At 32.6% G+C, this 24,895-nt stretch carries 20 protein-coding genes and 1 pseudogene; 8 read left to right on the plus strand and 13 right to left on the minus strand.

Features of this window, described 5'->3' with window-relative positions; all coding sequences use genetic code 11:
• The first annotated feature begins 205 nt into the window (after nucleotides 1-205).
• The 4 genes from CLOPA_RS17660 to CLOPA_RS17675 all read left to right on the plus strand — a co-directional run bounded on the left by CLOPA_RS17660 (nucleotide 206) and on the right by CLOPA_RS17675 (nucleotide 4,988).
• A complete protein-coding gene (locus CLOPA_RS17660) occupies nucleotides 206-967 on the plus strand; it encodes a DeoR/GlpR family DNA-binding transcription regulator (protein ID WP_015616797.1) in 762 nt (253 codons plus the stop codon).
• Between the two features lie 53 nt (nucleotides 968-1,020).
• Nucleotides 1,021-2,037, plus strand: coding sequence for a 4-hydroxythreonine-4-phosphate dehydrogenase PdxA (pdxA, locus tag CLOPA_RS17665; RefSeq protein ID WP_015616798.1), 1,017 nt, complete (start codon nucleotides 1,021-1,023; stop codon nucleotides 2,035-2,037).
• A gap of 208 nt (nucleotides 2,038-2,245) precedes the next feature.
• Complete coding sequence (locus CLOPA_RS17670; protein WP_015616799.1) at nucleotides 2,246-3,562, plus strand: four-carbon acid sugar kinase family protein; 1,317 nt, start codon at nucleotides 2,246-2,248, stop codon at nucleotides 3,560-3,562.
• Between the two features lie 34 nt (nucleotides 3,563-3,596).
• On the plus strand, nucleotides 3,597-4,988 hold the full coding sequence (locus CLOPA_RS17675; protein ID WP_041710956.1) for a GntP family permease: 1,392 nt from the start codon (nucleotides 3,597-3,599) through the stop codon (nucleotides 4,986-4,988).
• Nucleotides 4,989-5,253: 265 nt separating this feature from the next.
• Here the strand turns inward: CLOPA_RS17675 and abc-f are convergent, their stop codons facing one another.
• The 6 genes and pseudogenes from abc-f to CLOPA_RS17695 all read right to left on the minus strand — a co-directional run bounded on the left by abc-f (nucleotide 5,254) and on the right by CLOPA_RS17695 (nucleotide 11,817).
• On the minus strand, nucleotides 5,254-6,924 hold the full coding sequence (abc-f, locus tag CLOPA_RS17680; protein ID WP_041710957.1) for a ribosomal protection-like ABC-F family protein: 1,671 nt from the start codon (nucleotides 6,922-6,924) through the stop codon (nucleotides 5,254-5,256).
• A gap of 951 nt (nucleotides 6,925-7,875) precedes the next feature.
• The gene (locus tag CLOPA_RS17685; RefSeq protein ID WP_015616802.1) at nucleotides 7,876-9,084 is read right to left on the minus strand and encodes an MFS transporter; all 1,209 of its coding nucleotides are present in this window, start codon (nucleotides 9,082-9,084) and stop codon (nucleotides 7,876-7,878) included.
• Between the two features lie 76 nt (nucleotides 9,085-9,160).
• Entirely contained in the window at nucleotides 9,161-9,388 is a 228-nt protein-coding gene (locus CLOPA_RS26845) for a hypothetical protein (protein WP_041710960.1), read from the minus strand.
• A 38-nt stretch (nucleotides 9,389-9,426) separates the two neighbouring features.
• Nucleotides 9,427-9,504 (minus strand): annotated as a pseudogene (locus CLOPA_RS24525) (MerR family DNA-binding transcriptional regulator); the annotation flags it as partial.
• Nucleotides 9,505-10,063: 559 nt separating this feature from the next.
• Nucleotides 10,064-10,192 carry a hypothetical protein gene (locus CLOPA_RS26535; protein WP_015616804.1) on the minus strand — a complete coding sequence of 43 codons (129 nt, stop codon included), beginning with the start codon at nucleotides 10,190-10,192 and terminating at the stop codon, nucleotides 10,064-10,066.
• Between the two features lie 68 nt (nucleotides 10,193-10,260).
• The gene (locus tag CLOPA_RS17695; protein WP_015616805.1) at nucleotides 10,261-11,817 is read right to left on the minus strand and encodes an AAA family ATPase; all 1,557 of its coding nucleotides are present in this window, start codon (nucleotides 11,815-11,817) and stop codon (nucleotides 10,261-10,263) included.
• 401 nt (nucleotides 11,818-12,218) lie between these two features.
• On the opposite strand from CLOPA_RS17695, the gene CLOPA_RS17700 reads away from it, so the two are divergent.
• Nucleotides 12,219-13,433 (plus strand): FprA family A-type flavoprotein, encoded by a 1,215-nt coding sequence (locus tag CLOPA_RS17700; RefSeq protein ID WP_015616806.1) that lies wholly within the window; start codon nucleotides 12,219-12,221, stop codon nucleotides 13,431-13,433.
• A 239-nt stretch (nucleotides 13,434-13,672) separates the two neighbouring features.
• On the opposite strand, the gene CLOPA_RS25680 is transcribed toward CLOPA_RS17700, so the two are convergent.
• The gene (locus CLOPA_RS25680; protein WP_015616807.1) at nucleotides 13,673-13,837 is read right to left on the minus strand and encodes a hypothetical protein; all 165 of its coding nucleotides are present in this window, start codon (nucleotides 13,835-13,837) and stop codon (nucleotides 13,673-13,675) included.
• A gap of 230 nt (nucleotides 13,838-14,067) precedes the next feature.
• Between CLOPA_RS25680 and CLOPA_RS17705 the strand changes: the two genes are divergently transcribed.
• Nucleotides 14,068-14,298, plus strand: a complete 231-nt coding sequence (locus tag CLOPA_RS17705; RefSeq protein ID WP_015616808.1) for a DUF1292 domain-containing protein — start codon at nucleotides 14,068-14,070, stop codon at nucleotides 14,296-14,298.
• A 114-nt stretch (nucleotides 14,299-14,412) separates the two neighbouring features.
• Here the strand turns inward: CLOPA_RS17705 and nox are convergent, their stop codons facing one another.
• From nox to CLOPA_RS17720, 3 genes are all read right to left on the minus strand, one after another.
• Entirely contained in the window at nucleotides 14,413-15,747 is a 1,335-nt protein-coding gene (gene nox, locus CLOPA_RS17710) for a H2O-forming NADH oxidase (RefSeq protein WP_015616809.1), read from the minus strand.
• A gap of 575 nt (nucleotides 15,748-16,322) precedes the next feature.
• Nucleotides 16,323-17,750 carry an MDR family MFS transporter gene (locus CLOPA_RS17715; RefSeq protein WP_015616810.1) on the minus strand — a complete coding sequence of 476 codons (1,428 nt, stop codon included), beginning with the start codon at nucleotides 17,748-17,750 and terminating at the stop codon, nucleotides 16,323-16,325.
• Nucleotides 17,751-17,791: 41 nt separating this feature from the next.
• The gene (locus tag CLOPA_RS17720) at nucleotides 17,792-18,619 is read right to left on the minus strand and encodes an SDR family oxidoreductase (RefSeq protein ID WP_015616811.1); all 828 of its coding nucleotides are present in this window, start codon (nucleotides 18,617-18,619) and stop codon (nucleotides 17,792-17,794) included.
• 450 nt (nucleotides 18,620-19,069) lie between these two features.
• On the opposite strand from CLOPA_RS17720, the gene CLOPA_RS17725 reads away from it, so the two are divergent.
• Together CLOPA_RS17725 and CLOPA_RS17730 are read left to right on the plus strand one after the other, a co-directional pair.
• The gene (locus CLOPA_RS17725) at nucleotides 19,070-20,347 is read left to right on the plus strand and encodes an IS110 family transposase (protein WP_015613850.1); all 1,278 of its coding nucleotides are present in this window, start codon (nucleotides 19,070-19,072) and stop codon (nucleotides 20,345-20,347) included.
• 306 nt (nucleotides 20,348-20,653) lie between these two features.
• Complete coding sequence (locus CLOPA_RS17730) at nucleotides 20,654-21,283, plus strand: TetR/AcrR family transcriptional regulator (RefSeq protein ID WP_015616812.1); 630 nt, start codon at nucleotides 20,654-20,656, stop codon at nucleotides 21,281-21,283.
• 187 nt (nucleotides 21,284-21,470) lie between these two features.
• Here CLOPA_RS17730 and CLOPA_RS17735 read toward each other — a convergent pair whose 3' ends face one another.
• The 3 genes from CLOPA_RS17735 to CLOPA_RS17745 form a co-directional block, all read right to left on the minus strand.
• Nucleotides 21,471-22,079, minus strand: a complete 609-nt coding sequence (locus CLOPA_RS17735) for a sugar O-acetyltransferase (protein ID WP_015616813.1) — start codon at nucleotides 22,077-22,079, stop codon at nucleotides 21,471-21,473.
• Nucleotides 22,080-22,445: 366 nt separating this feature from the next.
• Entirely contained in the window at nucleotides 22,446-24,119 is a 1,674-nt protein-coding gene (locus CLOPA_RS17740; RefSeq protein ID WP_015616814.1) for an alpha-glucosidase, read from the minus strand.
• Between the two features lie 83 nt (nucleotides 24,120-24,202).
• Nucleotides 24,203-24,883: a helix-turn-helix domain-containing protein gene (locus tag CLOPA_RS17745; protein ID WP_242834221.1), complete on the minus strand. Its 681-nt coding sequence runs from the start codon at nucleotides 24,881-24,883 to the stop codon at nucleotides 24,203-24,205.
• Between the last annotated feature and the right edge of the window lie 12 nt (nucleotides 24,884-24,895).

Raw genomic sequence — 24,895 nt, forward strand, 5'->3', positions numbered from 1 at the left:
TATCCAAATTTTATAGAAACTTCATCATTTATTTAAATGAACTTTTAGCATAACTGTCAAAAGACTTTCATATTATCTAGTAAAGAAACAAAATGAAACACATTGAAAGTATTTAATAAGCTGTATAATTATCAAATTACTTTCAGGATTATATGTTTACAGGCTTAGATATGCTAATGAAACTAAGGTTATAGGGGGAAAAATTATGTTTACTTTAGAAAGAAGGGAAAAAATTTATGACTATATTCTGCAGAATAAAAATGTAACCGTTTTAGAACTGTCAAAAAAGTTAGATGTATCTGAAGTAACCATAAGAAAAGATCTATCCTTTTTAGAAAGTCAGCAGCTTATAGATAGAACTTTTGGTGGAGCAATAATCAAAAGTAAGATAATTAAAGAAAAAAGCTATTTTGAAAAAGAAAAATCCATGATTAATGAAAAATACTTAATAGGAAAAAAAGCCAGCGAATTTGTAAAATCAAATTCCACAATTATTTTGGATGCTGGAACAACCATAATGGAAATGGCAAAGTGTATAAAACATATTGAAAGCTTAAGGGTTATAACCAATAATTTAAAAATTGCTCTTTTTCTAAGTGATTTTACCAATATAGAAGTTACACTCCTTGGTGGGAAAGTTTCCATGAAATCAAAACAATGTACAGGAGTTGAAACCTGTAAAATAGTTGAGAAATACAATGTAGATGCTTCCTTTTTAGGCTGTGATGCTTTTGATATAAACAATGGTTTTATGACAACTAGTATTGAAAAAATGTATTTAAAACGCAGCTTTATCAAGATAAGTGAAAAAACCTTTTTATTAACCAGCAGTGATAAATACGAAAAGAAAAGTATGGTGAAAGTACAGGATTTTAGTAAGTTAACTGGAATTATTGTTGACAAACAATCCACAAAATTAATAGAAGATTTCAATAAATTCAACATTGATAACTGTGTATTTGTTTAGTTCTAATAAATTGATTATAAATAAATATATAAATTGAAAGGAAGAGATTGAAAATGAGTAGACCAATTATTGCAATTACCTTAGGAGACCCTGCAGGAGTAGGACCTGAAATTGTAGTTAAAGCCCTTAAAAATAAGAGTGTTTATTATGTATGTAATCCTATTGTAGTAGGAGATAAGGAGGTTTTAAAAAAAGCTCTAGATATAACAAATATTTCACTGAAATTAAATGCTGTCTCAAGCCCAGATGAAGGTAAATATACCCTGGGAACTATAGATTTTATTGATCTTAATAATATTGACATTTCAGCTTTAGAGTTTGGAAAAGTTCAGGCACAATGCGGTCAGGCAGCCTTTGATTATCTTTCCTATGCTATTAAATTAGCCATGGATAAAAAAGTGACAGCTATTGCAACTACTCCTTTAAATAAGGAATCCTTTAAAAGTGCAGGTGTACCCTATATAGGTCATACAGAAGTGCTGGAGAGTCTTACTAATACTCGAAACCCTTTAACCATGTTTGAAGTAAAGGGATTGAAAGTGTTTTTCTACAGCAGACATGTATCTTTAAGAAATGCCTGTGATCTAATTACAAAGGAAGGTATTGAAGAATTCGTAATTCGCTGTGAAAAGGCACTTAAGGTTCTTGGAATTGAAAAACCTCATATAGCTATTGCAGGACTCAATCCTCATTCTGGAGAACATGGGCTTTTTGGAGATGAAGAAGTTAAATATATATCTCCTGCAGTTGAAAATTTACGTGAAAAGGGAGTGGATATAAGTGGTCCAATTGGTGCCGACTCAGTATTTTATCAGGCTTTACTTGGAAGATATGATGCAGTTCTCTCCCTCTATCATGACCAGGGGCATATTGCAACAAAGATGGTGGACTTTGAAAGAACAATTTCCTTAACTAATAATATGCCATTTTTACGAACTTCTGTAGACCACGGCACAGCCTTTGATATAGCCGGCACAGGAAAAGTAAGTGAGGTAAGCATGATAGAAGCCATTATATTAGCTGCTAAATATGGGCCAGGATTTTTAACTGAAAATAATAAAGATAATTAGTTGTATATAAGTATAACTTAAAATAAAAAGCCTCAATTTGTCAATATAGAAAAAACCTGCAAATTCAATCTATTAAACAAAAAGAGGCCTATCCAAATGGACACTAATAGTTTAACATACATGAATTAAAATTGTTTTATTTTAGATTAAATGTAACTGTTTGTTAAAAAAATATTTTAGATATAATACAAGGATGGGAGAGGATTATATGTTAAAAACAGTAATTATTGCAGATGACTTAACTGGTGCAAATGATACAGGAGCACTTCTTGCCAAAAATGGTTTGAAGGTAGGAACTCTGCTTCAAGAATCAGATTTATACAAATTTAAAAGTTTTGATGTTTTAAGCATAACTACTAACAGCCGAGGCTTAGCCCCTGAGGATGCCTATAAAAAGGTTAAGGATGCAGTAAATCTATTTAATGATAAGGAGAATTTATTCTTTAGTAAAAGAATCGATTCTACTTTAAGAGGAAATGTAGGATATGAAATTGACAGTATTATTGAAAGTCTTGGCTCTGACATCACAGCTATTGTAGTTGCTTCTTTCCCTGATTCAGGAAGAGTCAGTATAGGAGATTTTTTACTGGTTAATGGAGTTCCCCTTGAAAAAACAGAAGTGGCTAAAGATCCAACTTCTCCTGTCAGCACTTCCAAAGTTACTGAAATAGTAAAAAAACAGAGTAAATATAAGGTTGGCTTTATATCTCTGGATAAAGTACTTAAAGGAGCAGATGTGATAAAACAGGAAATAATAAAAAATGCACAGCAAAAGAATAGGATTATTGTAATTGACGCTTGTACAAATAATGATATCAATGAAATTGCAAAGGCCTCTGTTGAAAGTAAGCTCAAATTTGTATCTGTGGATCCAGGTCCCTTTACTGCAGCTGCAGCAAATGTATTCTATAAAAAAGATGAAAAATTAAAGATTAGAGAAAAGGTACTGTGTGGTATTGGAAGTGCAAGTAATCTTACAAGAGAGCAGATAAATTATCTTAAAGTGAAATATAATCCTTTAATTGTGAAAACGAATACATTAGATTTCCTTCATGAGGCGAAGAAAGATAGAGAAATCAATAGAATTGTAAATGAAATTATTCATAAAGAAGATAATTACAGTATTCTAGTGGTTACTACTACCACTGAAGAAAAAGATGTATTGAATTTCTCAGAAATAGAAAAAAATTATAATCTGAATAAAAAACAATGTTCTAATTTAATAACCAGCGCCATTGCCGAAATACTCTGCCTTGTAATTAAAAAATTGGGAAATAAAATTGGCAGTGTTTATACTTCCGGTGGAGATGTGACAGAAGATTTTTGCAACAAGATAAAAGCTGATGGCATAGATGTAAAAGATGAAGTCATTCCACTAGCTATTTACGGCAGAGTAATCGGTGGAGTTTTTAACAATAAGCCAATTATAACAAAAGGAGGACTAGTAGGTACAAAGGATACCTTAAGCGTTTGTATCAATTATCTAAAGACCAAGACCTCCACTGAATACAGTAACCAGGGCTAAATATATATAAATTTAAAATAAAGGGGTAATTAAAATGAGTTCAGGAATCCAAATGATACTGGGATTAATTATTGGTATGTCTCTACTTATATTTCTAATTACAAAAACCAAAGTACATGTATTTTTAGGAGTAATTATTTCTGCCACTGCAATGGGGCTCATAGGAGGAATGGATCATCAAAAGCTTATTGAATCAATTTCAAAGGGTTTCGGAAATGCTTTAAGCAGTATAGGTATTATTATCGGATTTGGAGTTATGCTTGGAAAACTTTTAGAAGTATCTGGTGCTACAAAAGTAATGGCAAACAGCTTTATCAAGCTCTTCGGCAATAAAAAAGAAGAGGAAGCTCTGGCAGCTTCCGGCTTCGTTACCTCCCTGTCAATATTCTGCACCTCTGGCTTCATTATTTTATCACCCCTAGTTAAAGGTCTATCTAAAAAGACAGGAAAATCTGTAGTCTCCCTTGGAATAGCTTTGGCGGGAGGACTTTTAATGAGCCATGCTTTGGTTCCCCCTGCTTCTGGTCCTATAGGGGCAGCTGGAATTCTCAATGCAAATATAGGTAGATTCATGCTCTTTGGAACTATTATTGCCATTCCAATTATGTGCGTTATAATTCCCTATGCAAAATATTTGGGAAATAAAATATATCAATTACCTAATGAAACTGAAGACGGCTGGATTAGGCCTGAAGTAAAAGATAATCTAAGTGAAGATAATGTCTTTGAAGAAAATGCTACTCTAAAAGAAAATGATAAAGAATTGCCTTCACCTTTTTTATCCTTTGCTCCAGTTTTAATTCCCATATTATTAATACTATTAAGCACTATTTTCAAATCTTTGAATTTTAAAGGTAATGTTATAGCTTCCTTTTTCTCCTTTATAGGTACTCCAATAATTGCACTGGCACTAGGATTACTAATTGCCATTTTGGGCCTAACTAAAGCTTTTTCAAAGGGTGAAACATTAGATGCCATGGAAGAAGGTCTAAAAGCCAGCGGAAAATTGATTCTATTAGTTGGAGGTGGCGGAGCTCTTGGAATGATTATACAAAACAGCGGACTTGGAAACTATATTGCATTAGGCATTTCCAGAACCAGTATTCCTCCAATTCTTCTGCCTTTTATTATTTCCTGTTTGATAAGACTAGTACAGGGTTCAGGAACTGTTTCCATAATGACTGCTGCTTCTGTAACAGCTCCAATGGTTTCAGGACTTCATATTGACCCTACCTTTGCAGCATTAGCTGCTTGTATCGGTTCAATGCTATTCTCATATTTTAATGATTCCTATTTTTGGGTTATCAATGAATCTATAGGTATAAAAGATGTTAAAGAGCAAATGAAAGTATGGTCTGTTACTTCAACGCTTGCCTGCTTTACGGGACTTATTGCCTTGTTAATTCTCAATTTCTTCTTTGGATAGAAGAATAAAGTGCATCTGTAATTTGATGCACTTTATTTTTAATTTATTTAATCTCTTTAACAAACTCCATACCATTTATTCACATAAACGAAGTATATTCTAAGGAAAATCTTATAAATCCCGCTCTATCACCATATACTGTAGCATCTTTTAAAGCTTTATAATAATGCTGTTTATCCCGGGGTCTATAATAACTCTTGGCATATCTTTATTACTTAACAATACATTTTGAATTACTCTTGAAGTTCTTCCATTATTTTAGATTCTATCTTGAATTCAAGTTTTCCTTTAACTTCATCTTTAAATCCTTTATCTGCTTTATTATTTTATAGTATTCTATATCTAGATTCTTAACATCATCCCTTTTAGAAGGAGCAGACAGTTTACCTATAATCTCTGAAAGACGATTTTCAAGAACAAATAGTTGTTCCTTAATCTCTTCTTCTCTATCAGTTAAACAATTACTCTTTTTCTGAAGATATTCTTCATAAGTTCCTTTTGAGGTTAAAATCTTATTATCCTCAATATATATAATATTATTTCCTAGGGAACTTATAAATCTTCTGTCATGAGAAACAAATAAAATAGTTCCACAGTAATCCTTTAATACCTCTTCTACTACCTCAAGGGAATCTACATCCAGATAATTAGTAGGTTCATCTAGTATAAGTAGATTTATGTCACTTAATATAAGCTTTGCAAAACAAACTTTAACTCGTTCTCCTCCGCTTAAAAGTTCAACTTTCTTATGAACATCTCTATCTTTAAATAAAAGCCTGCCTAATACAATACGAATATAAGTTTCATCATATACACTGTCCATCATAACATTTTCCAATATGCTGAGATTACCCTTTACTATGTCTAATTGCTGACTATAGTATCCTATTTTCAATCCATGAACTTTTTTAATTGAAGTATCACCCTGTATAATCATCTTTATAAGAGTACTCTTACCACAGCCATTAGGGCCTATAAGAGCATTTTTTGAATTATTGTATATGGTAAACTCCGCATTTTTAAATATAATTTTATTTCTAAAGGATTTATTAATATTATGCCCAAAGATAACTACATTGCTATAAAGCTTATTTTTATCAGGTATATCTAATTTTATCTTTTTTATATCACTGGGCTTTTCTTTTATCTCCATATGGGCTAATCTTACTTCCATATTTTTTATAGATCTATTAAGATTAGCTTTTGCCTTTTGTCCACCCATTTTACGATGAAGCCTTCCCTCAGAATTACCCATTCTTGAAGGTGTTTTTTTTATAGAAACTTCACTCTTTTTTATACTTTCAATAGATTCTTTAATTCTTTTCTTCTCCTTGTCATATTTCTCATATTCAAAAGCTGCCCTTTTAAGCTCCTGATTTTTTTCAAATTTATATTCACTGTAGTTACCTTTATATTCTTTGATTTTACCCTTGTCTAAGTCAAATATCTTATTGCATAATTTATCTAGGAATTCTCTATCATGGGATACAATTATAAAGGCACCCTGATATTCTTTAAACTTTTTTTCAAGGAACTCTATTCCCGCAATGTCTAAATTGCTGGTGGGCTCATCTGCAATTATCATATCACTATTCTCACAAAAACACTTAGCAAGCTTAAACCTTGTCTTTTCTCCACCACTTAAATAATTATTCCATGTTGTATTAGCTCCAAAAACTTTAGCTGTCTCACTATTTATAGAGCCGTAATCTTCTTTATCTAGCTGATCTATTATACTAAAATTACCGTATCTTTTAACCCTGCCCTCATATTGATTGTCTTTACCCAAAAGTATATTTATCAGAGTAGTTTTACCCTCACCATTGATACCTACTAAACCAACCCGGTTCTCTGAATAAATTTTTAAATTCTTTATATCCAGTACAAGTCTCTCTCCATAATATTTTTTAATATTTTCACATTCTATTAACAACAAAAAAACCCCTCCTTAAACCCAGAGAGGATATAACTTTGCCAATATAAAAATTACATAAAAGTACAATACAGAGTGCAGTTATATAATATAATGCACAAATAAACCCATGATAAACAGAGTTCTTAGTATCAGTATTTTTGATACTTAGAAATCGTTATCCAGGGACGTAGCCACTCTTTACTATCACTTTGAAAAAAGCAGAGAACCAAAATCTTAGATTCTGTGTAAATCGCTTTCACAGAGTGCGATGGGAGTATTAGAGAGGTTAGTCATCGGACAAAATCATAGATAAAATATACTCTTAATGGTAATAAAGATATTATAAAAGCAATGATATACTATCCACTCATAGGTTTTTAATAAAATTAAGCGCAAAAACTCTAATTTTAAGTTTTTTAAATTATTTTATTAAATAGTCCTTTAAGTGAATTACATTCTCATGGCTGCAAATACCCTTACCCTTTCATATATTTATTAAATAGATTTGTACTTTATATCTTTATTGTAACATGTGATTGTGATGGAAATCAATACCTAAAAAAACAGAAGCAATTCATACTTCTGTTTCATTCACGTTTTTTCTAATTGCCAGTTTTAGTACATTTCTTTATCAAAAGGTGCAACGTACACCTTACTACTTTTCCCTCTAAGATAATTCCCAATCTGTAGAAAAAGTTCTCCTATAATTTCCTGATGTATTCTCGGTGGTGCAGGACTCAAATAACGCAGCTTTTCCTGCACACATAGGTCTTACCCTTACCCTTCTATTTTAAAATTTCTATTTTCTTCTGTATTTCTTAGTACTTTATAAGAAACGGAGCCTTTTTCTGAATTTTCTTGTTCCATATAATTACTAACCACAGGTATTGTTTACGGAACCGACATTGATTCCGAAGGGGCATGGCTGACAGTTATTGTAATAAATGTAGGTACGTGTATATAGCAGTACAACTAGTGCCGTTCCTCTCCGGAAGCGGAATAATATTTGAGTTCATCATTTTTGCGAAACTTATTATGCCTAATCAAGCTAAATGGTCCCCACTGAATAAATACAGCAATCGCAACTGATGCAGCCCCGATCCAACTAATTGCTAGCATCGATGAGCTACCCGCGACAATACCCCCAATTCCGGCGCCAGCGGCTACGCTGAACTGTATGATGGAACCGTACAGGCCAAGCATGATTCCTGAGGCTTCTGGAGCGAGCAAGACCATATTATACTGCACAGCCGGACCAGCCGACCAGGTTGAAAAGGCCCATAGCATAAGCAATGGAATGGTGACAAAGGTTGATCTGGCGATAGTGGACAGTAACACCAGAGCTATCATATTAACAGACATGCTGCTCAAAAGTGATCGGTGAACACCGATCCGCTCAGTCATCAAGCCTCCGAACTTGAAACCTATTAAGGCAGCGATACCGAAAGAAAACAAGGCAATGCTCACTTCCCGTTCGCTCATTTGTGTAACGCCTATCAAGAAAGGGGCAATATATGAATAGAGCACTGCATATCCTACCTGCCAGAAGAAGGTTACAAAAATGGCAATTACGATTTTCGGGTTCTTCAAAAGAGCGAGTTGCTTGCCCAAAGGGACGGCCTCCTCTCCATCTGTGGACGGAATCGTTCGCGCCACAATGAAGATTGCTATCAAGCTAAGAATACCGATACCCAAGAAGATTACCTTCCAATCGTATGCTGCGGCCACAACACGACCAATTGGGAGACCTATGATGAGGGCCGCACTGAAACCCGTTATAACGGTGGCAATCGCTCCTGCCTGATGACCAGGCGACGCTAGTTTTGCTGCGAAGGTCTTAGCATTGGTGACAAAAACTCCACTTCCTACAGCAAGTATAACACGAGAGACCATTAAAAAGCCGAAACCAGGAAGAGTGAATGTTAAAACGCTGCCCAGCACAATTACAGCGAGAGAAAGCATTAATAACTTACGCCGATCCATTTTCGCTGTCCCCATGATGACAATTGGGGAACCGATGGCGTTAGCAATAGAGAATGCGGTGATCAATTGTCCTGCCACCGATACCGATATATTAGCAGAGGCAGCGACTCTGTCCAGAATACCTGCAATGACGAACTCCGATGTACTGACTACAAAGCTAATTAAGGCCAGCATGTAAATTTTCCATGTATTTCTCATATTTTACTATCAACTCCTTTACAAATAATTCGACACTTATAAAAAACATGAAAATACTGAAAACGTAAAAAATTATTTACAGGAGTAAATACTCCATACTCTCTTTGGGCCGGAACCACCTGCGTTTCAAATAATATTCCTTGAATCTCTTGTTCGATTTCGCATTTGATTTTTCATGCAGGCAAAGGAGTGTATTTCCAAATGCCACCTTTTCACGTGCATCTAAATCATTTCCATTCTTTACTGCCTTTGCAAGATTTCGTCCTACATTTTCTATTGCTGTAATTGCATACATGTCGCTCATAAGGTTGACACCATTAGAAACATATCCTTCTACGCTATGATCAAACCGATTCTTTCATAATACCGTAACGTATATGGAGAGATATCAAATTGTTTACTTGCTTCTGCAATCGTCATGTTTTTACCTTCTTCAAATTCAGTCTAGCACTTGGAGTTAACTCCAAGTCAAGTGTTTTTTGGAGTACTATTAGATTTAATTGCACTCTTATTAGGGGTAGTACCAGCATCCGTGCTACCAGGGGCAAAGTAAATGAAATAAGATGGATGCTGAAAAAGGGGTATTGCAACAATTCAAAAAACAGCCACAAGACATTATCTACTATCTTAATGTCTTGTGGCTGCTGTTACGTAAAATAAGAAGATTCCGAACTGGCTTTGCCTCAGATGTAGTCTTACCAGCGTCCACATGAGCTAATATTCCAATTGACTTATTCATTGTAGCACCTCTATATATTAATTATATAGATTATTATAAATTAAGCATAACTTTAACTCAATGTGACTATAGAAAAGACTATATTTATTATGAAAATTTGCTGTGAATTTTATTTAATACTACTGGTACATTAAAAAACAGAGCAAATTGATATGCTCTGTTTACTAACTCTATTCCCATTTTTCACATAAAGAACAGTCCCTATAGCAGAAATTGAAAACGTACTGAAATTTCTACTCGCTACTTGTTTGGCAAGCCTCTAACAGGTTTTCTCATATTTGTGTCCGTATCCATGGTTATTGGATTTGCTGTCTTTCCATTTTGAGTTTTATTATCATTTTTAGACTTTTTTTCCGATTTTGTAGGCATAAAATCCACTCCTTTCTTTTTTACTTTTCCCAAGCTTAAAAGGAGTTATTCTATTTATACTCTGTTTTCTATACCCATACAATAAAAATTTCTTTATCTTTATAAATTAACTTTTCATTCTTGTACTCTTTACTCTTGTTAAAATCATATACAACAAGATATGAAGCATTCAATTCTTGAATATCCATATAATCATATAATTGCTTTAATCCCTTTTTATGATATTCCTGTCCACGCCATATCTTAAGCTCCACTAAATATTTATTTTGTAAATAAGTAATTACTATATCCAGCCTTTTTTCTTCTGATACCTGTACTTCTTTAAAATCAGAGCCTACTCCGTTTATAATTGGTTTTATAAAAGCTAAAAAAAGGAGTCTTCCCTCTCGTACTATGAACTTAGAATCAATAGAACTATATTGTTCTTTCATAAATTGTTGAAACCTTAAAACAATATTTTTAAAATCTAATTTATTATTAATAATAAAGTTTTCTCTAAAATTATAATTTGACATATCTGTTTTATTTTCTAGCTTAGAAGAAAAATAATTGTAAAGCATTTGCTCAAATATTCGATTAGATATTTTTACTCTTCCATCTAGATTTTTAAAATATCCAAATACAATACCTAAATCTATTAATGGATTATGGATATTAAAAGTTTTTTCAGTAGCATAAATTGTTAAATCAAATATATATTCTCTAAGTTCATTATTATTTTCAATATTTTTTATTAAGTCGTCAAAAAGAGTATTGCTCTCTTGCAATAATTGTTTTACAGCTTTATTTATATTTTCAGAGCCCCAAGCTGACTTACTATCAAGTAATAAATTATCATCCACAATCTCACAAAGCCTGCTTACCAAAAAAGGATATCCACTTGTATAAAAATAAATTTTTTCTGAGATTTCTTTAACATTTATTGATATATTTTTATCTTTTGAATACTCCTTAAGCATAGTAGCTATCTCTTCAGCGTTGAAACTCATATCCACCTTAAAATTTGTTGCAATATTCCATGGGCTATTATATTTTTTTTCATAATCATCCCTAATTTTAAGCTTTAAGTTTTTGATATCATAAACTCCTGCAAGGATAACAGAATGAAAAGTTCTATCTTTACCCTGTTGTCTTAATAAAAACTTATTTCTAAGCATTCCTAAAAAACTTAAAAACAATTGATTATTAGAGCTTTTATCAACTTCATCAACTAGCAGTACTACCTCTTTTTTACTTTCTTCTACCAGATCAGTTATACTTTCTGATAAAAGTTCAAAATTATTTACACCATTTACAAGCTCTAATATGAACTTACTTATTTCTTTATCTTGATACTTGGCAGCCTTAGCTAAAATTTTTAAAAAACTTACTGAAAACTCCGATTCACTTTCAAAAACTTTATCTCCTATGCCTTCAAAGCTAATGCTCAATATTAAATATTCCTCTTTTAAATCTTGTTCTAACATATACATAGTTGTAGTTTTGCCGTACTGCCTTGGTCTATTTATAACGAAGTATTCACCACTTCGAACCATACCTTCAATTTTATCAAGTTTATTACTTATATCTACCATATAATGTAGGTGTGGTATACAAACACCTGTAGTATTGAACTTTCTACTCATAAATTACACCTCTATTCCAACAAAATTACTACTACTATTTTCTATACAATAATTGCTTTTTTATATGCTTTCAAATAAAAAATTAAACAATTACACATATTTTTCACTGTATATATTATTATCTAGATTATAACATAATAGTTTTTTATATTATTAAGAATTAATCAATTTAAATTAATTACATGAAATTTTTACTATGTACATCCCTCAATTATAATTTTTCTATTACTGTAACGTAGACTATCTATAACTGTATAGGATCTTCTACAGATATTAAAAAGCTTTTTAAAATTACAAATTTAATAAGTAGACTTGCTTTTAAGTATCACAGTGTTAAAATAATACTATATATATTAAAAACTATATATAGTAAATACTATAAATGAAAGGGGGCACTTGCTTTGCATAGTGTACAAGAAATCTCTCCACAAATATTTTGGGTTGGAGGAAGCGACAGAAGACTTGAACTTTTTGAAAATATGTTTCCTCTTCCAAATGGGGTATCATACAATTCATATTTAATATCAGATGATAAGACAGTACTTTTAGATACAGTTGATTCATCAATTACTAAATTATTTATAGAAAATATAAAACATGTTCTTGCAGGTAGAAAGTTAGATTATTTAGTGGTTAACCATATAGAACCAGATCATGGTGCCAATATTGAGGAAATAATAAGACTTTATCCAGAGGTAAAAATAATAGCAAGTAAAACAACCTTTAAGTTCTTTGATCAATACTTCAATATAGATATATCATCTAATAGTATAGTAATAGAAAAAGAAGGAACAGAAATATTACTTGGTAATCATACCCTTAGCTTCTATTTTGCTCCTATGGTTCACTGGCCTGAAGTTATGGTAACCTATGAAAAATCTCAAGGTATCTTATTTTCTGCAGATGCATTTGGATCTTTTGGCGCACTAGCTGGAAATATTTTTGCAGATGAAACAGATTTTGAAAATGTCTTCTTAGATGAAGCAAGAAGATACTATACTAATATTGTAGGAAAATATGGAAGGCAGGTTCAATCTGCTTTGAAAAAGCTTTCAAAGCTTGAAATTAATATGATATGTTCCGTACATGGTCCTATATGGCACAAAAAGGACATTCCCTACATTTTAGATAAGTATAATTACTGGAGTCTTTATAAACCTGAGAAAAAAGGTGTTGTCTTTGCCTACGGATCTATGTATGGTAATACAGAAAATGTAATGAATGCTTTGGCTAATAAACTTGCTCAAAAGGGAATTAAAGATATACGTATGTATGATGTATCTAAAACTCATCCTTCCTATATAATATCTGATCTATGGAAATATAGTCATATGGTAATTGGTGCTCCAACATATAATCTGAACCTTTACTATCCAATGCATACATTACTGCATGAATTAACTGCATTAGGCTTTAAAAATCGTAAAGTCTCAATTATAGGAAACCATACTTGGGCAAGTGCTGCTGTAAAAGAAATGAAGGCACTAATAGGTAATATGCCAAATATAGAAATTATAGGCGAGCCAATAGATACAACTTCTACACTTAAGGCAGAACAAGAGAATAAACTGGATAAACTAGCTGATGACATCTATAAATCTTTAAATGAACTATAAAATGTATTTATATAAAAAACTTTTTATATAAGTCATTGAAAAAACCTGTAATATAATTTTGTTACAGGTTTTTTTTCTGCGAACAAAGCAAGGAGATGACTGGAAGCCATCTCCTATATGAACTATCCCTGTGGTAAGGGCTTGCCCGAACTTTCTATCATGTTAAAAGTTTGATAATCTTTGAAATCATACTTATCATGCACTTTTCTAAATTCATTAATTATATATAAACATAGGTTTTAAGATTGATCTACCCACTTTTTTTTTGATTTAATTACATCCTCTTCCTTGAGATGAGTTTCTGATACTATCTCCCCTAATCCGCAGCCTCTGTCAATCATTTTCTTTGCTTTTTCCATAGATCTTTTATGCTCACCTTTTTTCATATCAATACTTTTGTCCATTAAAAATTCCTCCTTTAGTTTATACCAATTTCTAAAAATTAGTATTACCACAGGTCGAAATTGTTATTCATATTTCAATATAGATAAGTTCTTCAATAAGTTTACTACTTGCGTATAGAGCCTTCACATTTGCTTAATTGTGCTTTTTATGATTTTTACTAAATTATTATATAAATTTGGTATAAAACCTTTATTTAGGCACAATATAATAAAAGAAAGGTGGTATATATATGAAAACTAATAAATTAATCACTGTAGTAAATGAAAGTGGCAAGAAAGTAGATTTAGAATTGATTGATATTGTTAAAATGGATGGAAATGAATATGTGATAGTTGGGCCTGAAGATTCAAATGAGGCATATGCTTACAAGACAGTTATAAAGAATGGTGAAACAGAATACTTGTCCGTAGGTCAGGGAGAAGAGTTTAAAAAAGTATTACAGAAATATAACCAGCATTAATAAATATTTTATCTAGTTCATATGTATAGTGATAATAAATTCATTGGTATAAGTATGTGTTAAATAATAAGAAACTGCCCTTATTTAAAGGACAGTTTTCTAGTTATATAAAAATTACTCAGCACTCAATGCCGCCATAGTTATATAGTTATAAGGTTGGTTGAAATGAGGTAAGAAGAATATATCCAAAAGTTTCAACTTATCAATAGTAACTCCTTCTTCAATAGCCAAGGAAAACATATGAATACCCATAGAAATATCATAATATGAAGCCATCTCTGCACCTAATACTCTACGAGATTCCTTATCATAGATAATGCGAATTTTTACCTTTGCATTTTCTTCTTTAATAAAAGCTGGTTTTTGTAAATCCTCATATTGTGTATAAACTGGATCAAATCCTGCTTTTTTAGCAGCTTTTAAATTCAGACCTGTAGACACCATCTTATATCCAAATATACATATTCCATTTGAACCCTGTACACCTGCAGACTCAACAGGTGTACCACAAGCATTGTGTCCGGCTACCACACCGCTGCGTACTGCATTAGTTGCCAAGGCAATATAATTGCTTTGTTTCATCACATTACTATAAACAGTAGCACAATCGCCAATAGCATATACATCCTGAATGTTTGTCTCTTGCTTAAGATTTACTTTATAAGCTCCATTTGCAATAGTATCAATTTTATCTTTACCAATATAGCTATTTGGATAAAAGCCAATACAAATAATTACCAAATCCACGTCATACTCACCTTTATCAGTAACAATACCTGTTACTTTGGTATCACCTTTGATTTCCTTAACCATCTCATTGTAATGTAATTCTACTCCATTGTTTTTTAGAATTTCATCCATATCATGACTGAACCATTCATCATAATAACTTGAAAGGCTAGTATCTGCTACATCAAATAATAGAGGATTTTTATTACGACGTTTAATTGCTTCTGCAATTTCAACACCAATATACCCTGCTCCTACAACTGCCACATTTCGAATTGAATCCTCTTGAAGCAATTTATCAATTTTTTGACCATCCTGAAATAACTTTACATTTTCTACATTTTCTAAATCAACCCCAGGAATTTTAGGAATGATAGGAAGTGAACCCGTTGCTAAAATCAATTTATCATAGCTTTCAACTATTTCTGTACCATTTTTATCTACAGCATAAACTTTTTTCTCTTGGAAATCCACATTTTTTACTTCTGCTTCCATATGTACCAAAGCTTTTTTAGAAGCAAATATTTCTGGGGAACAATAAAACAAGCCAGCAGTATCATCTATCTGCTTTCCAACATACAAAGCAGTACCACATCCCAAATAACTAATATTACTATTTCTATCAAAAATCACCAATTCATTTCCAGGATAGTTATCTAAAATAGTATTAGCTGCAGCAGTTCCCGCATGATTTGCACCCACCAAGATAATTTTACTCATTTCAATCACTCCTCGTATAATAATATAAATATTAATTATTATATAATAATAATTATAATTTCCATATTAATAAGATACCACAAAATATACTATTTAATCAACCCCAAAAATAATTTTTATTAAACATCACTTGCAAAAATATTCTTTCCACAACTGCTTTTTTTATTCGGAAATCCTTTTTTACAAGTCTTCTGGCCTACTGATAGCACATTTATATAACTTGGGGTAATGGGAGCATCTGTGTAACCAGTGGCAAAGTAGAAAATCAACTCTAATTTATGTTTTATTAGAGTTGGTTTTCTACTTGAAATTATTCTATTGGTATTCTTACATCCATATCTAAATCAAAATTTCCATATGGATTCACATGATTATATATTAATGGAGTTAAAGCTCTAAAATCTTCCTCATAATCTTCTGATAAAATTATTTTGCAGTTTTATGGACAATAACTGCTATAATTTGAGTTGCTATTCCAAAAATACAAACTCCATACCATCCAAAGTGTGCGTAACTATAAGATCCTATAAATATTTTTTCATCTCCATATCAACTACAATATATCAAATATTGGTTCACTCTACTTTCACTTTGGGGCTATTAATGGTGAGACTCATAATAATTCCAATAACAGCTATACAACTACAAAGTAGAAAAGTATCATCATAGGAAAATATAACTGCATTCAGCTTATTTGCAGTATTGGCCAGGCGATAGGTTGTTCTTGAAGTTAAAAAGCCTGTCATTATTACTATAGCAAAAGATAAAATAATCTGCTGAAAAGCTCCTGTAAGTGGAGTTACTCTATTTATTAGATTTTCAGGTGCAGCGTTAAGAACATGAGTATTAAGCGACATTACAGTAAGTCCACCAGCTACTCCAATCACTACAAGGCATAATACAATATAGGTTACACTTGTATCGTTAGTTACTCTAGAAAGCATAAACAATACTACAGTTGCAATTGTTGTTCCAATAAATGCTAAGGGCTTTGCTCCTACCTTATCAAATAACCTTCCACTTATAGGCATCATGATACACATTGCAAGAGCCTGTGGTAAAAGCATAAATCCTGTTTGAAGCGAACTATAGCCCTTAACGTACTGTAAAAATAAAGGGGCTAGTATGAGTATGGAAAAAAGCACAATTTGAAAAGTCCATAATACAATTATTCCACGAGTAAACTGAGAAGAACCAAATACCTTAAGTTCAATTAAAGGTTGTTTTTGACGTAACTCCACAAAGATGAAAGTAACCAATGAAATACTACCTATAGTCAATGCGGCAATAGTATTTATAGAAGTCCAACTTTTAGCTCCCTCATTGACGCCATAAACTAACATTGCAAAAGCAATAGGTGCCAGTAACATTCCCCAAATATCAAAGGAAGGTACAGTTTTTTTCTTAAAATCAGGCAAGTATCTAATATTTACCAAAATAGCTATAATGCCAATTGGTATATTAATACGAAAAATCCACTGCCAAGAAGCATACTGCAAAATATAACCAGAAACAACAGGACCAATAGCAGGTGCAAGTAATAAAGGCATCCCTAGCAACCCCATTAAAGAACCTAATTTTTCTTTTGGCGCTATACGATAAATAGTTGCCAAACCTATGGGTATGACCATACCGCCTCCAATACCTTGAATAATTCTAAATATAATTAACTGCTCTGGAGAAGTAGCTAAAGAGCATAGAAATGAACCTATAGTAAATAGCCCAATAACGAGAATGAAAATTGACTTTGCACCAAAGCGATCGGTGACCCAACCTACTAAAGGGATAATAGCAGCAAGGGCGAGTGCATAACCGGTTATAGTCCATTGCATAGTTGATAAATTACTCCCAAAATATTTAACCATTCCCGGCATAGCCACATTCAAAACTGAACCATCAAGACTAACCATAAACATGCCTAAAATAATAGCTAGCAGTGGACCTGCTAAAGATTTTGCAGCAACATCTTCATTTGTTTTTTTAGTTATTCTTTCGTTCTCCATTTTAATAACACCATCCTATATCTATAATTAATAGTTACTTCTTAGAAAGAAAAATCTTTCCCTAAATACACTTTTGGCGCACATAGGTACATTTCACGCATAACAACATTTTTAGGCTGTGCTAATGCATACATTACGGCATTTGCGATATCCTCTGGACTTAAAAAAATCTGTCCCATAGCTGCATGGATACGCTTAAGTAGTTCATCTGAAAGGTGCTCGCCCTTCTTGATTTCCACATTCATACCAAGCTTTGTAGCTAGCCCTTGTATTATAGCGGGGTCAGCGCTCCTACCGAAATTAGTAGCCACTGCACCAGGCATGATGTTAGTTAGTCTTATTGGCTCATCAGCAAGTTCTTGTGTCAATGTTTCACAAAGAGCATTTACCATATGTTTTGTCGAACCGTAAAAATCTTTACCAGGTTCTTTAGCGTTGCCCGAAGAAATGTTAATGATATGCCCCCCTTCATTGTCAGGATTCTCACGCATAACACGAATTGCTGCTTGTGAACCAACTAATAGTGCTAAAATGTTCACATCAATCATCTGACGCCAGCTTTCTGGATCAGTTTCAACTATCTTTCCGTGAATGTGTATACCAGCGTTATTAACCATTATGTCTAAATGCCCCGTTTGTTCTTTAGCTTGTTGAATAAAGTTTTGAAGTTTAGCTATATCCCTGATGTCAAAAGCACTGGCATCTACAGTTCCACCAAGGCTTTGAATTTCACTACGAACAAGGTCAAGCTTTTCCTGGCTCTGTCCAGTTATATAGACATGTGTTCCCTCTTTAGCTAGACTTTTTGCAATGGCACGTCCAATACCGCTAGAAGCACCTGTAATCACTGCAGTTTTTTTATATTTCATATAAATCACTCCTCGTATAATAAGTTTATAGTCAGTTAAATAACTGTTATAGACTTATTTATTTTTTATATTTTGTATAGATTAAGAAAGCATCTCTATTTTTCTAATGGGGATTCTCCCAATTCAATATTGCTGATTCTTTAACTTTCAAATCTATACATTTTAACTTACTATTTATCAAAGGATTTCCTAATGCTAAAATAGTCCTTATGGAACTTTAGCAAAGGTTACTGCATTATCTCTCCTGCAAAACTTATTGTTATTGCCTAGAAAGCTTGCAGCCTGACCAAAGTATCATATTCTGCTTACACAAATGTTGCATATCCTTTCGTAGCCACCAGCAAGGTTTTTCGTCTGGATAAATGCTAATTACGCGAGGTTGCAGTCAGTACTTTGGATTAGGATAATTCCTTTCTAATTTCCTCATTATTTTTGAAAGGTGGTGATTTCATGAAGAAATTAGATTACTTATCAACTCTATTTGTTGGTATCGATATTGGTGCGAGACAAAATGTTGTCTCTGCTATTAATTTTGATCAAGAATTCTTGATTAAAATGGAGCCTGTTCCTAATACACAATTTGGTGCAGAACAATTAGAATCCATGCTTGTTAAAGTGTTAGAAAAGAACACTTTTAAAACTGTAATAATCGGCTTAGAATCTACTTCCTTTTACGGAGTACATATTGCCAATTTTTTATCTTCAAGTGAAAGACTTATGCCTTACAAGCCTTATGTTTACTGCTTAAACCCTAAGGAAGTTGCTAACTACAAAGATTCCTTCAATTCTCTTGATAAAAATGACAGCATTGACTCTTTTGTTATTGCTGATTTTGCAAGAGTTGGCAGAATTCATACTGAACCCTGGCGGGGTTCTCAATATCTTGCTCTGCAAAGACTTACAAGACACAGGCTTCATATTGTTGAATGCTTAACCAGAGAAAAGACTTACATGTTATCCAATGTATTTCTCAAGTTTAGTGAATTTGCTTTGTTACAGGGTGATGATCATCCTTTTTCTGATAAATATGGTGCTACTGCGTCATCTATATTGACAGATTTTCTTTCTTCTGAAGATATTGCAAATACTTCAATTGAAGATCTTGTTGACTTCGTCAATAAAAAAAGTCGCAAGCGGATTTCCAATCCACAGATGACTGCTGAAATTCTGCAGCAGGCTGCACGTAATTCATACCGCCTTGATAAATGTTTGTATGAGCCTTTAACAACCTCAATTGCCTGCTCTTTTAATTGTATTCAGGCTTTTGAGAAAGAACTTAAAGCTATTAACAAGGCTATTGAAAAAGCAGTTATGGGAATGAACCCCGTTGAATACCAAATTTTAATGTCAATACCTGGGTTCGGCCCTGTTTACTCTAGTGGCATTCTTTCAGAATTAGGTAGTGTTCATGCTTTCCCTAATAACAATGCCATTGCTAAATACGCTGGCATCGTATGGAAGGAAAATCAATCTGGTGGTTTTAAGGCTGAAAACACACCAATGAACAAAGCAGGCAACCGTTATTTGCGCTATTATCTGATAGAAGCTGCTGGAAGTATCGTAAGATATATTCCTGAATATCAAGAATTCTATCAGAAGAAATTTGCTGAAGTAACTACACATCAGCATAAACGAGCACTCGCACTAACATCTCGTAAATTGATTCGTTTGATTTTTGGATTGCTGGCTAAAAATCAACTCTACTCTTCAAATAGGGTAGATAAATAAATAGTTTTGCGAACATACGTTCTAAGTTTGACGTATGCTTGTTAAGGTTACCCATTTTTTTCAAAATCATTTCTTTTTCTTTTCATTTTGTTCTTGACATATTACCAAATTGCTTCTAATTAGTTTCCCCAAGGTTTTCTTTACTTATTTTGTTTTTTCTTGTGCATGATTAAGTAATTTGCAACCTCAACTTAGTTTTTATGATACCGCACTCTAGTTTTTTTGTCAATATGTTTTAATTTAATTTGACGATTGCTTAAAAAATATGATATTCTATAGTAAATTAAGTGTATAGGAGGTTTTTTTTTGGCTGAAATAAAAACAAGACAACGAATCATTGAGGCAGTACTACCATTATTTCGTGAAAAAGGCTTTGATGCCGTAACAATACAAGATATATGTAGCGCTGCGGACATAAATAAGCACACATTTTATTACCACTTTAAATCTAAAGATGAATTGTTAGAAGAGTATTATAATTTTCAAAGTGAAATCACTCCTGAAATTTTTGCGCGTATCATGAGCGCGAAAAATTATGTTGAGCAGGTGTGGATAGTGTTTGAGCGTCTAATCGAATTTGCAACTACCTCAGGACCGGATATTGTTAGGCAGCTTTCAATAAAAGATATATCTGAAAAATTTGGTGCTTTTAAGAAAGATAAAATAAAAATATTATATAACTCTATTGCGCCCATGATACAAAAGGGTAAGGATTCAGGTGAATTTAGAACCAATATGGAAAATGAATTGGTATTTATTTTGTTTTTACAAACTTTCCACGGTACTTCTAATTGGAATATAAGAGAGAAGGAGTTTGATTTTGAAAAAATGATGCGAATAATTTATGAATCTTTGTTTGACGTTGCTCCTGAGTTTCGTATAACTACTAATGTAGAGTATAATGAGGCTTGGTCAATAATTAGAGAGGCATTTTAACTTTTTTTCCTAAACAGAAATCATTACATTCTTAAAAAAGGCATAAAAAAACAGATGTATTTTCAGCGAAAGTACATCCTAATTCACATGGAAAAGTTGGTTGAAAATGAATTTCTTTTCTGATAACAGCTAGGTATCCAAAATATTCTCAATAAACCTAGCTGTTTAGTACAATGTTTAATTGCTATTAATAATCTTGAACATCAAATTCTCTATCCTTAAAATAGTATTTTCTATCATCATCTGTTATTTTTCGTATCACCTTACATGGATTTCCCACTGCAACCACATTATCTGGTATATTTTTTGTTACAACGCTTCCAGAACCTATTACAACATTATTTCCTATCTTAATATCAGGATTTATTACAACACTTCCACCTATCCAAACATTATTGCCGATGGTTACTGCAAGACCATACTCATAATCAGAATTTCTTGATTGTGGGTGAATTGGATGTCCTGCTGTATAAATTGCTACATTGGGAGCAAACATAACGTTTTCACCGATTATTACCTTACCCACATCTAATATTGTACAATTATAATTTGCATAAAAATTATTTCCGACTTCTATGTTTTTACCATAATCGCAATGAAATGGTTGTTCTATAAAAATACTATCGCCTGTTTTCCCTAATATATCTTTGATCATTTGAGACATTTTTTTATCTTCATCAGGGCGAAGTAAATTATAATCATATATTTTTAATTTATTTTGTATTCTCTCTTCGCTAAGTCCGTCCAGCCAAGCTTTATATGGTAATCCAGCCAGCATTCTTTCTTTTTGATTCATTCTTAATTTCTCCTTTCCTTTCTCTCTATTTTTATAATTATTTTTATTTCCATATTACATGATACTAAACAAATCTACTCTATGGTATTCACGAAAAACTGTAACCGTATAAACAGAGTTCTTTGTTTCAGGTGGAGTTTTTTTCTCCAGCTGAAACTTACTAACAGAGTTCTTAGTATCGGTATTTTCGATACTTAGAAATCGTTGTCCTTTAGGGTAAATCGTTATCCAGGGACGTAGCAGCCGTTATCTCCCACTTTGATAGAAGTTGGAAGTATTACGGATGGTAGTCATCAGATAAATCCTCGTACTGCCAATAGGATGAATATATATTTATCATAACTAATCCAATAAACACGAGGTTAACTATTGCCCAACATATACTACTGCTGCCTCACATGATTTTAACACAATTTTTCTTCCAATATGTGACGAAACATCCATATTGGATAATAATATCTCATTTCTATCATGCTCCATTTCCAGTGTCATTTCTTTCTCTCCAAAATTAGCTGCTACCAATATTTTAAAATTGCTTAATTGCCTGTAATAAGCATATATCTTTTCATGATCTAAATATGCAGGAATAAAATCTCCATAGGTAAAGACTTCTCCATATTGTTCTGATTTTCTTAAAGCAATCAGTTTTTGGTAATATCGTAATACAGATGCTTCATCCTTCATTTGAGATTCTACATTAATATCAGAATAATTTGGATTGACCTTAATCCATGGCTTTCCTTTCGTAAATCCTGCATTGTCTTTCCCACTCCACTGCATTGGAGTTCTTGCATTATCCCTACTGTGTGCATAGCATACTTCCAATGCCTCCTCATTGCTTAGACCTGCCTCTATAGCTTTTTTGTACTGATCCTTTGTGCCAATATCATCATATTCATCAATACTTTCCATCCTGCAATTTCTCATACCAATTTCCTGCCCCTGATAAATAAAAGGGATTCCACGCAAGAGAATACTCGTTGTTGCAAGCATTTTTATTCCTGCTTCCCCTTGTGCATATTTTGGGAGATACGTACAAATGCCTCTTGGCTCATCATGATTTTCAATAATATTAGCCAGGAATCCTATTCCTTGACATTGTAACTGTGACTGAAACATAACATTTCTCCATGCAGCAAAGTCTATTGGCTTAGCATCATACCAGCCATTCTTACCATTTGTCAGAATATGTGCAGAAAAATCAAACATTGTAGAAAAATGACCACCTTCACCAATAAATTTTGGCAGCTCATCATCCTTCATATTAAAGACCTCTGCTACTGTAAATGCTTCAAACCTGTCAAAAGTCTGCTGCTTCATTTCCTGAAGCATTTCACCTACTCCTTTTACTTCTTCTACCATTTTTGTTACACTGACAAGTCCATCATCTCCATCTGGCGGATAACATGGAAATGCTAAATCTTTTTTGATATTGATAATAGCATCAATACGAAAACCTGCCAGCCCCTTTTCAAGCCACCAGTTAATCATCTTAAATAACTCTTCTTTCACTTTAGGATTATTCCAGTTCAAATCCGGCTGTTCCTTGGCAAACAGATGCAGATAATATTTGTCTGTACCCTCCACTGGCTCCCATACACTTCCACCAAAATAGGAACGATAGTTACTAGGTGGATTTCCATTTTTACCTTTTACAAAATAGAAATAATCTGCATATTCACCATTTGGTTCAGCTAGTGCCTTTTGAAACCATTCATGTTTGTCAGAACAATGATTAATAACTAAATCCATGACAATATACATATTTCTTTTCTTTGCTTCTTCCAGAAGCTCATCAAATTCATCCATAGTACCAAACTCCGGTGCAATACTGTAATAATCCGATATATCGTAGCCCTGGTCTACAAAAGGAGATTTATATATAGGACAAATCCATATAATATCAATTCCTAAATTCTTCAGATAATCTAATTTTTCAATAATTCCTCTAATATCTCCAATACCATCTCCATTGGTATCATTAAAACTCTTAGGATAAATCTGATATGCTACTTTTTTGTGCCACCACTGTCTTTTCATAAAAAAATCCCCTTTCAAATATATATTTACAGTATATATACATAGAAAGGAAATTTCTTCTTCAATTTTGACAAAACATTATACTATTTTGACTTTTTTATTTTTTTTAGATATTCTGACGGAGACATATGTTTATGTTCCCTAAAACGTTTGATAAAATATCCCATATTCTCGTATCCGCAAGCCATAGCAATATCAATAATCTTCATTTCTGTTTGTAAAAGGTATTCAGAAGCTCTTTCAATCCTGATTTCATTGATATAGCCGGTTGGTGTTTTTCCAATTAACTTTTTAAAATACCGGCAGAAATATTGTGAGTTCATTCCTACTAGTTTCGCCATATCATTGGTGGATATTTTTTTACTATAATTATCATGAATGTAAGTAAGAATCTTTTTAACATTTGCTATTTTATAGTTATCCCCTTCTTTAATGTCATCTGAATAGTAAAATTTCTTATTTTCATATAAAAGGGCAATCAGTTGATAGATATATGATTTCACTCGAATACATGAGCTTAATTCCTTGCATCCTGACTCTTTTATTATTTTCCTGTATATTTTTGCCACTTCTATAAATATACTATCTTTTGAAAAAACAAATCTAGGAAACTGTATCTTTTTTTCAAGCAATGGTCTGATAATATGATATTGTATTCCATCAAAATACTCAAAGCTGAGCATCTTCAAATCAAAAACTACAGCACTTTCCCTGCCCCCTCCTTCGCCGATAATAGAATGAATATCCCCGGAAGTAATAAACATAAATGCAGGAGC

Source organism: Clostridium pasteurianum BC1 (assembly GCF_000389635.1).
Taxonomy (GTDB): Bacteria; Bacillota; Clostridia; order Clostridiales; family Clostridiaceae; genus Clostridium_I; species Clostridium_I pasteurianum_A.